This window comes from Nocardia sp. NPDC049707 (assembly GCF_040674855.1).
Lineage (GTDB): Bacteria > Actinomycetota > Actinomycetes > Mycobacteriales > Mycobacteriaceae > Nocardia.
Genome location: NZ_JBFANN010000008.1, coordinates 146,303 through 159,087, shown reverse-complemented (window position 1 = coordinate 159,087; position 12,785 = coordinate 146,303). Strand labels below are relative to the sequence as shown.

Sequence of the window (12,785 nt, the reverse complement as noted above, 5' to 3'; positions counted from 1 at the left end):
ATCGACTCCTTCGATCGATCGGTTGACAAACCGAAGCGACGTTACCGCTGGTCATTAGCCCGAGCAACGGAATTTCGAGCCGCCGCGCCGCGCTCACACGCGACGCATCACCGAGACAACCTTCCCCAGCACCACGGCCTCGTCACCGTCGATCACGTCGTAGGCCGGATTCCGCGGTTCCAGATAGATATGCCCGTTGCGACGCCGATAGACCTTGACCGTCGCCTCGCCATCGATCATCGCGGCGACGATGTCACCGGAATGCGCCTCGTGCTGTTTGCGGATCACCACAAGGTCACCGTCGCAGATAGCCGCATCGATCATCGAATCGCCGCGCACGCGCAGCCCGAAAACCGTTCCGCGACCGACGAGTTCACGCGGCAGCGTCATCATGTCGTCGGCGTGCTCCTCGGCGAGGATAGGCGTGCCCGCCGCGATATCGCCGACGACCGGAACCGCGACCGAATCCTCGACCTGCTCCGCGACCACGGAAGCCTGCAGGAACATCCGCACATCGATCGGCCGCGACATGGTCTCCCCGCGCCGCAGAAATCCCCTGTCCTCCAGGGATTTCAGATGCTTCGAGACCGAGGACGAGGACCGCAGGCCGACGGCATCGCCGATCTCCCTGGTACTCGGCGCGTACCCGTACCGCAGCACCCAGTCCCGAATCGTGGCGAGGATCCGCTGCTGGCGCGGCGGCAGGGTCGAGGTGTCGAGGTGCTCGAAGGCATCGTGGTCATATCCGGTCACCCGGGAATCCTAGAGGTGCGCGCGGACAATTCCCGGCTTTGTCACACCCGGTCCGCCTGCGTCGTCATCCGGGTACAGACATCGGCCCACGCGAACTTCGGAGGAACCATGACGACAATCCTGCTGACCGGCGGCACCGGCACGCTGGGCCGCCACGTCACACCACTGTTGGTCGAAGCGGGTTTCAAGATTCGAATGCTCAGCCGCAATGCCCACGAGTCGACCGATGGCATCGAATTCGTGACCGGGGATCTGCTGGCGGGCACCGGCGTCGAGGCGGCGGTCGACGGCGCGGAGCTCATCCTGCACTTGGCGGGCGGCCCCAAGGGCGACGAGGTGGCGACCCGGCACCTCGTTGACGCCGCCGTCAAAGCGGGTGTCCAGCACATCATCTACATCGGCGTTGTCGGCGCCGAAAAGCTGCCGATCGGTTACTTCCGGGCCAAGTACGCCGCCGAACAGGCCATTATCGAATCGGGCGTCCCGTACACCATCCTGCGCGCGGCCCAGTTCCACGACCTCGCCCTGAAGACCGCGCGTGCCATGGTGCAGAGCCCGATCGTCCCGGCGCCCGGTGCGGTGCTGTGGCAGCCGGTCGATTCGCGGGAAGTGGCCGCGCGGCTCGTGGAGCTGACGCGCGGCGCGCCGGCCGGGCGGGTGGCGGATCTGGTTGGGCCGACGGTGTACTCGATGGCCGAGCTGATCCGCGGCTACCTGAAGGCCGAGGGCAAACGACGGCTGTTCCTACCGGTTCCGGTGCCGGGCAAGGTCGGGCGCGCGTACCGCGCGAAGGAGAATCTCACCCTCGATGGTGCGACAGTCGGCAAGCTCGCTTGGGAAAACTTCCTCGCCGAGCAGGCGTGAGCGCGAATCTGCTGGCGCGGCCGCCGGAATAACCGAACTGCCAGCGCTGTGACGGTTCTGCTACTGTGGCGCACATGAAGCGCGCCGCTGTGACGACGACGCCGGAGACTGTCCCGGCGCGCTGATTTCTGTCTTGAACGAACGCCCCGGGCGAGTGCCTGGGGCTTCGTCTTGTGGTCACTCGCCCGCTGTCCGCGAGGAGATCCCATGCACGACCATCGCAAACTCGGCCGCGAACTCGGCCTGTTCGATACCGACCCACTGATCGGATCCGGCTTGCCGTACTGGCTGCCCGATGGCGCCACCGTGCGCCACGCACTCGAAGAATTCATCCGCACCGCGGAGCGACGAGCCGGGTACCGACACGTGTACTCACCGGTGCTCGGAAAGCGGGAGCTCTACGAAATATCCGGGCACTGGTCGCACTACCGCGACGATATGTTCCCGCCCATGGCGTTGGGCGGCGAACAGGTGGTGTTGCGCCCGAGCCTGTGTCCGCATCACGCGGTGATGTTCGGCTCCCGCTCGCACAGCTACCGCGAATTACCGTTGCGGATGGCCGAATTGGGCGGGATGTATCGCTCCGAACTCTCCGGCGTCCTCGGCGGACTGACCCGGGTCCGCGCGATCCAGCTCAATGACGCACACATCTTCTGCACCGTGGATCAGGTCGCCGACGAGGTCGCGGGCGCGCTGGAACTCATCCGATCGGCCCACGCGGCCATGGGCATCCGGCCCACCCGATACCGCCTCTCACTGCCCGGACCGGGCGGGAAATACGTTGTGGCCCCGGAACTCTGGCAGCAGTCGATCGCCATGCTCACCGACGTGCTCGACCGCTCCGGCCTACCCTACGAAGCAGTCGAGGGCGAGGCCGCGTTCTACGGCCCCAAAATCGATATCCAGTTCACCGACAGTGCGGGCCGCGAATTCACCCTCTCCACTGTGCAGGTCGACTTCCACCAACCGGAGCAATTCGATCTGCACTATATCGGTGCGGATGGTGCCCAACACCGCCCGGTCATGGTGCACCGCAGCATTATCGGCAGCGTCGAGCGGGCCGTCGCGCACCTGATCGAGGTGCACGGCGGAGCGTTCCCGGCCTGGCTGGCCCCGACCCAGCTGATCATCCTGCCGGTTTCGGCGGCTGAAGCGGCACCTGCAGAAGCGCTCCTCGCACGCTGCCGCGAGCTGGGACTGCGCGCCGAAATCGCCGATCACGAACTCGGCAGTCTCGGCGCGCGTATTCGCCAGGCCCGCCTGGTCCCCTATCAAGTTGTGATAGGTCCGAAGGAGGTCGCGAATGACCTTGTCGCGGTGCGTCTTCGGAACGGACATCGCCTCGAACCCTTGTCGTCCGACGAATTACTTTCCCGGATAACCGAACTCATCGCCGCACACAGCACCCTGCTGTGACCATCACTGCTCGGTCACGAAGTGAATCGCCAAGCGATCACACAGTTCACCGAGCGCACACGCATCGATATGTGGCCCGTCCGGCCACGCATCGGCGTTCGTCCACGGCACCCAGTCCGGGGTGCCGTATGGACGAGCGAATACGTGCTGATGGAAATGCGCCACACTCAGGTCGGTGATCGCGGAGAACACGAATTCCGATGCCAGCTCGACGTGCAACGCGTGCGCGGCGCGTCGAGCGGCCCAGCCAACCGCCTGCGCCTCGGCGTCGGTCAAGGTCGATAACGTCGGTGCGTGCCGCCGGGTTTCCACGAAAAGGTAGCCCGGCACCGGCGTGCCCTCGGTGAGCGGCCGATGCGTCACCAACACCAGGTCGTCGGCGTAGAGCACCGGGCCGACCAGCGCCCCGATCCCCCGGTGCTTATCGCAGATCGGGCATTCGTTCCCCACATCGTCGCCATGGCTTTCGTGCAACGCCTCGATATCGAAACTCCGCCATCCCACTCGACATCGCCGAAAGCCCTTGCCGCACTCGGTGATTTCCCGCTGAGGTGGTCGGGTCGGGCGGGGTCGCCGAGCGGACCCGCCGCACATTGTGGATCGTGGCATCGTCGATCAGTTCAGAGCCTTCGCGTTGCGGAACTCGTCATCGCCGCGATGATAGTCACCTCCGATGCCGACCGAAGGGGTTACGATCACGCAGAAATTATTAGGCCCACCACAGCATTCGACCGGAGAGGCGGCATATTCGCGAGTGCTGAACCGCGGCCGATCACGCGCAGCCGCCGGGGACGACCACCACACCGACAGCACCGACGCCGAGATGTACGCCGAGGGTCGGCCCGAATTCCGCGACGATCAGTTCACCGATGCCGGGCACCAACTCGCGCAGTTGGGTGGCAACGGTATTCGCGGCGTCCTCGGCACCCAGGTGTTGTACCGCGACGGCGGCGCCATCGTCACCCGCCGCATCCACCGCTGCCGCAACGAGTTTGGCGTATGCCTTGGAGCGAGTGCGAACCTTTTCGCGCAGTTCCAGGCGGCCCTCGACGATCTGTAGCAGCGGTTTGCTCACCAGTTCGCTGCCGAAAAATGCGGCGGCGCTGCTCAATCGGCCGCCGCGGCGCAACTGTTCGGTGCGGTTCACCAGGACGAAGGTGCGTGATCGGCTGGCCGCGGCAACGGCGGTGTCATAGACGACATTCACGTTCGCGCCGCTATGCGCGCGCCGGGCGGCGGCGAGCACCGGCAGGCCGGTGGCCAGACCGGCGCCGAGTGAATCGACCAACCTGACCCGATCGGCAGCATCCATATCGCGAACCGCCTGTCGTCCCGCCTCCCAGGTGCCCGAGAGTTGGCGCGAAAGATGCACCGCGACAACACCGTCCCCGTTGCTGCGGTCCAGGGCCTGTTCGTAGGCCGCGCGCAGCTCACCGGGCGAGGCCGCCGAGGTCGTCACGGTATCGGAGCCGTAATCGATATCGATGGCGTCGACACCTTCGCGGATGGTGCGGTCACCGACCAGAACATGCAGTGGGACAATGGCAATGTCCAACTCACCGACAAGTTCGGCAGGCAGGCTCGCGGACGAATCGGTGACGACCACAACGGCCACGGACTACCGAACCTCCTGCAAGGTCTTCACCATTGCATTCGCGACCGCGGTATGTCCGGCCCAGCCCCAGTGGATGCCGTCCGGATTCGCGTCGCCGGAGAAGATGTCCTCACGTACCGCTTCCGCGAGATCGACCAGCGGGACGGAGGTCTTGGCCGACCATGCGCGCAGCACCTCGACGGCAGGCTCCCGACCGCTGTGCACATGCCCGTAGGCGGCACAGTCGTGCACGGATGGCAGTACCGCGACGACCGGCAGATCCGGGCGCAGCTGGGCCAGCGCTTCGCGCGACTGCTCCAGGTAGTCCACACTCACCTTCGGCGGCAAGGCCACGGGGCGACCGAGTTTCGACAGCTTCGGCTGCAACCAGTTGTAGGTGGCGCGAACCACGCGACGCAGCGCCGGGGGACGCACATAGCGGATCAACTCGCGCAGCGCGGTCGGTAGCGGCGAGGGCAAGGTGTCCATGCCGCCGACCGCGAAGACGACCGCACCCGCGCGCGGCACCGTGGCCCAGACCCGGGGATCGCCGATCAACGCCCAGTAGGCGTCCCGGCAGGTCCAGCCGATTCGCCCGACCAACTCGACATCCCAGTCGAGTTCGGCGCCGACCAGGTTCGGCCAGATCTTCGGATGGTCCGCGGGCAGGCCGCCCTTCGGACCGAAGTAGGACAGCGAGTCGGCGATCACCAGCAGCACCGGACGATCCGATACATCGGTCGAGGCCGGTTCCACCGCGGCGGCCGAAACCTCGTCACCGATAACCGATTCGGGCTCGGGTACCGATTCGGGCTCGTCGACGACCGAATCCACCGTGACAGTGGATTCGGCACCGCTTGTCGAAACCGCGGCCGGGACATCCGGCGCGGATTCCGCTGCGGGAGCTATGGACTCATCTGCGGGGGCAGCGCCGATCACCGATTCCTCGGTCGACGCCGCGATATTCGTATCGGCAGCCGCCGCACTACCTTCCGGTGGCTCACCTGCTGGTTCCGCGGGCTCCACACCGCTTCCGGATACGGTCGCGGGTCCGGCCGGCTCCTCGTTACCTTCCCCGGAGTCGGCGGCGGCAACCGTTTCATCGCCCTCGGACTCGGCCGATTCCGCCGGCTCGACCTGCTGCACCGGGGAAGGTCCGAACAGCGCATCCGGGATCGCCCGTTCGGGCTTTGCCGAAACCCGACGGAACAATTCATCCGGTACTTGCCGAACCGGTTCTTCAGAGGACATCCGGGGCCACCTTCGCCGCTGCGTTCCACACATCCAGGCGCCAGCCGGGCTGATCGATGCTCGGACCGTGACTGCTCAGCTGTACCCAGCTGGTATTGGCCAGTCCCCCAAGGGCAGGCCAGTTCCGCGGCGGCAGGTCGAGCAGCGCGGCGGTGAGGGCGGCGATCAGCCCGCCATGCGCCACCAGGATGATAGTCCGGCCCGGCCAATCCTGCCGCTCGGCGAATAATTCCCGCACAACCGGTAGTGACCGTGCGCCGACCTCGAGTTTGCTCTCCCCGCCCGGCGGGGTATAGGCCGCGTCCAAGCGCCAGGCCACCCGCGCGCCCGGATAGTCGGCGTCGACCTCCAGATGGGTCAACCCCTCCCAGTCACCGAGATTGGTTTCACGCAGCCGCGGATCCGGGACCACCGGAAGATCGGTGTGATCGGCCAGTGCCGAGGCGGTATCGAAGGCACGGCGCAGATCGGAGGAGACGATCGCGATCGCATTGCGCGAAACCAGTTCGCGTGCGGCCTCTTTCGCCTGACGACGACCGAGTTCGGTGAGATCGGTGTCGATTTGTCCCTGCATCCGGTCGGCGGCATTCCACTCGGTCTGCCCGTGCCGCAACAGGATCAGCGTGCGGACGCCGGCATACTTGCTCACAGCTGCGCCTCGCTCCGCTCGGCTCCGCCGCGAGCAAGCTCGCAGTATTGATGGTTCACTCGCTACGCTCGCTCACGCTGTCTTCCCCCGCTTGACCACGTACCGCGACGCCCTCGGACTCGGTGTGCTCGCGCACCTCGGTCCCGGCCGCGATCCCGTCCACCGGAACCACCGGACAATCCTTCCAGAGCCGTTCCAGCGCATAGAAATTGCGTTCGTCATTGTGCTGGATGTGCACGACGATGTCGACATAATCCAGCAGTGCCCACCGGCCCTCGCGGGTGCCTTCGCGCCGGACCGGCTTGTGTCCGGCCAGGCGAAGCTTCTCCTCGACATTGTCGACGATGGCATTGACCTGACGCTCGTTCGGCGCGGAAGCGATCACGAAACAGTCGGTGATCACCAGCTGTTCGGACACGTCGAGCACCACGACGTCGGTGGCCAGCTTCTCGTCCGCCGCGCGCGCGGCGACCTGCGCCATCTCCACCGACTCGACAGATGCGCTCAATTAACTACCTTCCACTCCAACGGGCACATACAGATGCCGCTTCGATATGTACTGCACGACGCCGTCGGGCACGAGGTACCAGACCGGCCGGTTCTCCGCGGCTCGGCGACGGCAGTCACTCGATGAGATCGCCAACGCCGGGATCTCGATCATGGTCACCGCATCGACCGGCAGGTCACGCAGATGCTCCTCGAGATGATCGGTGTTCAGCTCATACCCCGGTCGGCTCACTCCGACGAATTTCGCCAGTTCGAACAACTCCGCCCAATCCTGCCACGTCAGGATGTTGGCGAGCGCGTCAGCTCCGGTGATGAAGTACAGCTCGGCATCGGGATGCTTGGTGCGCATCTCGCGCAGCGTGTCGACGGTGTAGGTGACCTTGCCCCGGTCGATATCGGCCCGGCTGACCGAGAATCGAGGGTTGGAAGCGGTCGCGATCACGGTCATGAGGTAGCGATCCTCGGCCGGGCTGACCTGCCTATCGGCCTTCTGCCACGGCTGTCCGGTCGGGACGAAGATCACCTCGTCCAGTTCGAACCGGTTCGCGACCTCGCTGGCGGCGACGAGGTGGCCGTGGTGGATGGGGTCGAAAGTGCCACCCATCACCCCCAGCTTGCGTCGACGCCGACCGTTCTCCTGCATGAGAGCCGAGCTTAACGGTCGGTTCGGTCCGAGCCGGGGCCGGACGGTCAACTGCTGACGATTGCCCGCAGACCCGGCTTCAGCACTCCGTCGAGTTCGGACCACGGGATCGTGATGTCGATATAGCCCAGCGCGTGCGAGGCGATCTCCCCGAGGTAGACGCGCAGACCGTCGGGTGTGGCCAGCCAGTCCTTGAAGTTCTCCACGGCGGGCGCGATGCGCTCCTTGTCGTAGGGGTTCGTGCCGACGCGGGTCTTGGGGATCTGCTCCTGCGCCTGCGCCGAGAGCCGCTCCAGGCCCTGCCGTAGATCGGTGAACAGATCCGGCAGGGTGAGCGCTTTGCCGGTGTCGATATCCGTCACGTGCGTGCGTTTGAAGGTGGTCGGATGCAGATAGCCGTCGCTGACCTCGATGCCGAGCACACCGCTGAGCACATGGCGGCCGATGTGGGCGACCTCGCTGTTGAAGCCCTTCACCCGCTGGTTCTCCGCCGCGGCGCGCAGGTACGGATCCAGCTCGGCGCGCATGCCTTCGTTGAAGTCGGTGCGCGCTTTCTCGGTGCCGCCTGCGACCTGCGGCAGGTCGAAGGAGTACCAGGGGCCCTCGAGCCGAATCGAGGTCGCGGTGAACGCCGGTGCCGCGGGTGTGTCGGCCCGATCAGCGGACCCGCACGCCGTGAGCACGGCGAACAGCACGCTGACCAGGACAGCGGCAGCGGTCTTCCTCATTACGCCTCCACGAATAACTCGCGTCCCGTGCCCGAGAAGGTACCACCGCGAGCTATTGCGGGTTCATCAACTGCTGACGACCGCGCGGATCTCCGGCTTCAGCACGCGCGTTTTCGATCAACAGTCGTCGGAAGCGCATACCCCGTATATTAACCGGGGGGATTGCCCCGGTTATCTATTGCACAGGAGTATGCCATGTCCGTGACCCCTCGTGAGACCATCGAACGCCTGCTGACCTTGATCGCTAGCGGACCGACCCCGGAGATGGCCGATATGTATGCCATTGATGCGGTGTTCGAACTGCCGTTCCTACCGCCGGGGGCGCAACATCCCGAGGTGGGCCGCGAGGCATTTCGCGCGCACCTGGTGGCAGGCGCGCGGATCCAGCGCTTCGATTCCGTCGACGACGTCCACATCCACGAGACCGCCGACCCCGAGGTTGTCATCTCCGAATACCGGATCAACGGCACGGTGCTGGCCACCGGCAAGCCGTTCGATCTCCGGATCATCAATGTCTCCCGGGTACGTGCCGGGCTGATCGTCTCGACCCGCAGCTATTCGAACCCGCTCGCCGCTGCCATCGCTTTCGACCAGGTCGAAGCGCTGCTCGGCGGGCTTGTCGCCGAGCAGTCGGCCAGGTGATCAGTCGTCCTCGTCGCGCTGCATATCGGCAAGTTGGGTGCGGGTGTTGAGAAGTTCGGTGGTCACCTCGGGCGATGGGGAGGTTTCGGCCAGGTCTTCCAGTTCCGTGAGTAGATCGCGCATGGTCGTGAGCCATGGGCGGTCGGATGCCATTCCGGCGCCGTATCGCTGTAACCACGCCGCGGAACGTAGGCATTTGGCTCGGGAGCCGATGCGGTCGAGGGTGCCCCAGAGGTGAGCGGCGCGGAGGAAGGCCACGACAGCTTGTTCATCATCGCCGCAATAGTCCAGGGCCGAGGCCGCCGACCATATGAGCTCGGCCTCGAGTTCGACGCGGTCCGGATTGTTGTAGACGAGACAGCCCGCCTCGACGAACTGCTGTGCCGCATCACGGAATCGGTTGAGCTTGCGCAGGGACTCGCCGTATTGCCGGCGCACGATCGCCATTTCGGCGGGCGGGTACGGCTGTTCGCCGGCCGCGAGCGCCTGTTCGAACAGCGCGGCGGCCTCGCCGTGCCGTCCGGCCCGATGGCAGGCGCGCGCGGCGACGAAGGTGAGGTGTATCGCATCCGCGGCCGAAATCGGTTCCCACCGTGCGGCGGCGGTGAGTGCCGCATCGGCCAGTTCGTATTCGCGGCCCGGCTGCGCGGAGAGCACCATGACGAGCTGGGAACTCAGCCGGGCCAGATGTTCGGCGGGCAGTGCGGTCGCACCGATCGAAAGCGCTTGGCGCAGATACTGTTCGGCATCCTGCGGATAGTCGACCAGACGTACCGCGGCCAGTTCGGCGAGTTGCAGTGCGTCCTCGGCTTGTTCGGCGACGGTGGCGGTAACGGCGGGCGCCACAGCGACGTCCCTGCGCGACAAAGTGTTTCGCACACCGAGTGGGAGTTGGTCGATCAGTGGTTGTTGCGCGAGCCGGGCCGCGACCCGCTCGCTGACCACCGTATTGCCATTGCGCGCGTCATACCGTGCGGTGAGCTCGCCGATTTCGACGCTCAGCTCGGCACGGACCGAATCCGCCGTGCCCGCACCGACTGCGAGCGCACCGAGACCCAGTTCAGCCAGCCGCCGCAGCAGTACGCACACTCCCGATATGAAGGCGAGCCGAATGGCGACATCCGCGCCGGGATCGGCCAGCCACGCCGCGTGCTCGGCCAGCATCTCCAGACCACGCGCCTCATTTCCGGTCAGTGCGCAGAACTCGATGTGCTCACCGACCGAGCGCCGCAGATCCGGAAGGTGGCGCACCAGTGGATAACCCGTCAAATGCGCACTGCGTGCCTCGGTGGTGCGCCCGGTGCGCAACATCGGCAGCAGGGCCTGCCCGAGCACCCGATGCGGCTCCTCGGCACAGCTGCGCGCACCATCGATGACCGGACGCCAGCTCTCCAGTGCGGACTCATCGTCACCGGCCTGCGCGTAGTTCGCGCCCCATTGGCTGCGTTCACAGGCGTCGCAATCGGACATGCTGTCGCGCGGTGCCGCACGCGCGGTATCCAACAGCTCGGCGGCCAGGTCGTGCTGACCCAGTTCCCGTGCCAGCTCGGAACGCAGGGCGAGCACCGGGCGCACACTGTATCCCCGCTGCCGATAACGTCTTTCGAGCTCGTAGAGCCAGAGGTAGGTGGTCGGCAGCGGCACCGCTGGATTATCGATCAGACCCCAGGTCAGCCATTTGAGATACCAGTGCACCGAATACGTCATCGGACCGAGTTCGGCAGGGAAATCGTCATAGATCCGCAACAGCCGGCCGTAGGCGACCGGTGCCCGATCACGTTCGCCCGCATAGGCATACGCCTGGGCCAGCTCCAACAGGACACTGCCCTCCAGTGCCCGGTCGGGACCCGACTTTGCCGCGGCGGCAAGCATTTCCAGGCGTTCGGTGCGGCCGCGTCCGTGCGGCAGTGAACGGCTGTGTGCCAGCGCGGATTGGATCTCGGAGGTTTCCATCTCAGGCTGCCACCGCGCTCCGGCCCGCCGCACGTCGGGTCGCCCAACCGATGCGGTGATCGGTTGGGCGCAGACCCGATTCATCGACGACGAATCGAATCGCGGTGGGCGCCAGGGCATCACGCTGCCCGCGCGTGGTGACGGCATCGACCGCGTTCTGCCGCAGCTCACGGATGTAGACCCGGGGACTTGAATACAAGTCGACCTGGAATGAATAATCCCCACTACCGCTGTGGCCCGACCCCACCCGTGCGCCATGCGGCGCGTTCTTCACCATGGACCGAATCCTGGTGCGCGGCCCCAATGGTTCCCTTAACGAATGCTGATGGTGTTAACCGACACCGATAATGAGTTCGGTCACCATCGCGTCATACCGGTAGCAGCCGGGACACCACCGCGGTCAGTTGTTTGGCCGAGCGGCACTCGTGCATCTCGATCACTTCGCGATACCGGTCGGCGGCGGAATCGCCGGTGCCCCAGCTGCTTTCCTTCTCCGGATTGAGCCAATGCGCGTGTTTGGCGGTCTGCACCAACTCGCGCAGCGTCTTCAGTTCCGGATCACGGTAATTGGTGCGGGCATCACCGAGGATCAGCAGCGAGCTGCGGGCGGTGACCGCGTCCGGCCACTGCTCGACAAAGGTCGACAACGCATAGCCATAGTCGGAATGCCCGTCCAGGCCGACCACCTTGCCCTCGGTAAAGATTCGGGCCATGGACTGGTCCAGCTGAGTGTTCGGATCGAAGAACCGGGTCACCTCGTCGGTCCGGTCCACGAAAGCGAATATCCGCACCCGGGAGAACTGTTCGCGCAGCGAATTGACCAGCAAAAGCGTGAAGTTGCTGAATCCTGCCACTGAGCCGGATACATCGCAGAGCAGCACCAGTTCGGGGCGACCCGGCCGCGGTTTGCGATTCACCAGGTCGATGGGCACACCGCCGGTCGACATGGATTTGCGCAGCGTTTTGCGCAGATCGATCGCACCGCGGCGAGCGTGCCTGCGCCGCACGGCAAGTCGGGACGCCAGGATCCGGGCCAATCGCTGCGTGCTGCGCCGCAGCTCCGCGAGTTCGGTTTCCGAAGCACGCAGGAAATCGACATCCTCGACCTGCCGGGCGACGGCATAACTCGCGACGCGCTCCCTACCGATATTCTCGGCGACCCGCCGGTGCGTCTCCGCCTCCACGATGGCGCGGAATCCGGCAATGCGCTGCCGGCCGATGCGGCGGGCGATCTCGGTCTCGAATTCGCTGCTATCCGGTCCGATAGCCAAACCCGCCAGAATCCTGGCCAGCAGCGTTTCCGGCTGCACCTCGCGCAGCGTCCGGTAGGCGGAGAAAGACGGACCGCGCGAGGATTCGTACTGCCCGAGTTGTTCGACCAGCTGCGCGGCGATCATTTGCTGCTGCTGCGTCGAATCCTCCCTGGTCAGCATGGCCGCGAGCAGTGCGCGCAGCGCCGGAATGTCGATCTCACCGGATGGCGTGCGTGGAATCTCCAGATCATCGGGAGCGCCGCTGCGCGCGCCGAGGGCGGCCGGGAACCACAGGTCGAACAGGCCGTCGAAGGTGCTGCGATGGGTGGTGCGGCGCAGCAGCGCACAGGCCAGCCCCTCGCGCACTACCTCGCGGTCCATCAGATCCAGCACCGTAACCACGCGCCCCGCGTCCACCGTCTCCGAGGGACCGACCGGGATGCCGCGCGCCCGCAATGCCTCGACGAAACCGACGAGATGTCCCGAAATCCCGTGCGGCGCATCGAGTGTGGGCTGCGATCCGGCCGCCATG

General features: G+C 65.7%; 14 protein-coding genes. 3 read left to right on the top strand and 11 right to left on the bottom strand.

From position 1 onward, the window contains the following. Positions 1–93 precede the first annotated feature (93 nt). Positions 94–753 (bottom strand): transcriptional repressor LexA, encoded by a 660-nt coding sequence (gene lexA / locus AB0J29_RS10880; protein WP_364782737.1) that lies wholly within the window; start codon positions 751–753, stop codon positions 94–96. 108 nt (positions 754–861) lie between these two features. Between lexA and AB0J29_RS10875 the strand changes: the two genes are divergently transcribed. Both AB0J29_RS10875 and thrS read left to right on the top strand, forming a co-directional pair. Beyond that, positions 862–1,617, top strand: coding sequence for an NAD(P)H-binding protein (locus AB0J29_RS10875; RefSeq protein WP_364782734.1), 756 nt, complete (start codon positions 862–864; stop codon positions 1,615–1,617). A 207-nt stretch (positions 1,618–1,824) separates the two neighbouring features. Beyond that, on the top strand, positions 1,825–3,033 hold the full coding sequence (gene thrS / locus AB0J29_RS10870; protein WP_364782731.1) for a threonine--tRNA ligase: 1,209 nt from the start codon (positions 1,825–1,827) through the stop codon (positions 3,031–3,033). Between the two features lie 3 nt (positions 3,034–3,036). On the opposite strand, the gene AB0J29_RS10865 is transcribed toward thrS, so the two are convergent. From AB0J29_RS10865 to AB0J29_RS10835, 7 genes are all read right to left on the bottom strand, one after another. Beyond that, positions 3,037–3,537: a hypothetical protein gene (locus tag AB0J29_RS10865; RefSeq protein ID WP_364782729.1), complete on the bottom strand. Its 501-nt coding sequence runs from the start codon at positions 3,535–3,537 to the stop codon at positions 3,037–3,039. 268 nt (positions 3,538–3,805) lie between these two features. Beyond that, complete coding sequence (locus AB0J29_RS10860) at positions 3,806–4,648, bottom strand: DegV family protein (protein WP_364782727.1); 843 nt, start codon at positions 4,646–4,648, stop codon at positions 3,806–3,808. A 3-nt stretch (positions 4,649–4,651) separates the two neighbouring features. Continuing rightward, positions 4,652–5,383, bottom strand: a complete 732-nt coding sequence (octT, locus tag AB0J29_RS10855) for a diglucosylglycerate octanoyltransferase (protein ID WP_364782849.1) — start codon at positions 5,381–5,383, stop codon at positions 4,652–4,654. A gap of 484 nt (positions 5,384–5,867) precedes the next feature. Continuing rightward, entirely contained in the window at positions 5,868–6,527 is a 660-nt protein-coding gene (locus tag AB0J29_RS10850; protein ID WP_062993388.1) for a histidine phosphatase family protein, read from the bottom strand. Between the two features lie 55 nt (positions 6,528–6,582). Beyond that, a complete protein-coding gene (gene rsfS / locus AB0J29_RS10845; protein ID WP_364782724.1) occupies positions 6,583–7,035 on the bottom strand; it encodes a ribosome silencing factor in 453 nt (150 codons plus the stop codon). Next, the gene (gene nadD / locus AB0J29_RS10840) at positions 7,036–7,677 is read right to left on the bottom strand and encodes a nicotinate-nucleotide adenylyltransferase (protein WP_364385030.1); all 642 of its coding nucleotides are present in this window, start codon (positions 7,675–7,677) and stop codon (positions 7,036–7,038) included. A 47-nt stretch (positions 7,678–7,724) separates the two neighbouring features. After that, entirely contained in the window at positions 7,725–8,405 is a 681-nt protein-coding gene (locus AB0J29_RS10835; protein ID WP_364782721.1) for an RsiV family protein, read from the bottom strand. 195 nt (positions 8,406–8,600) lie between these two features. Between AB0J29_RS10835 and AB0J29_RS10830 the strand changes: the two genes are divergently transcribed. Beyond that, positions 8,601–9,047 carry a nuclear transport factor 2 family protein gene (locus AB0J29_RS10830; protein ID WP_364782718.1) on the top strand — a complete coding sequence of 149 codons (447 nt, stop codon included), beginning with the start codon at positions 8,601–8,603 and terminating at the stop codon, positions 9,045–9,047. On the opposite strand, the gene AB0J29_RS10825 is transcribed toward AB0J29_RS10830, so the two are convergent. The 3 genes from AB0J29_RS10825 to AB0J29_RS10815 all read right to left on the bottom strand — a co-directional run bounded on the left by AB0J29_RS10825 (position 9,048) and on the right by AB0J29_RS10815 (position 12,784). Then, the gene (locus tag AB0J29_RS10825; RefSeq protein ID WP_364782715.1) at positions 9,048–11,000 is read right to left on the bottom strand and encodes a hypothetical protein; all 1,953 of its coding nucleotides are present in this window, start codon (positions 10,998–11,000) and stop codon (positions 9,048–9,050) included. It abuts the gene before it with no gap. Between the two features lies 1 nt (position 11,001). Further along, positions 11,002–11,277: a hypothetical protein gene (locus AB0J29_RS10820; RefSeq protein ID WP_364782712.1), complete on the bottom strand. Its 276-nt coding sequence runs from the start codon at positions 11,275–11,277 to the stop codon at positions 11,002–11,004. A 91-nt stretch (positions 11,278–11,368) separates the two neighbouring features. Further along, a complete protein-coding gene (locus AB0J29_RS10815) occupies positions 11,369–12,784 on the bottom strand; it encodes a VWA domain-containing protein (RefSeq protein WP_364782709.1) in 1,416 nt (471 codons plus the stop codon). Between the last annotated feature and the right edge of the window lies 1 nt (position 12,785).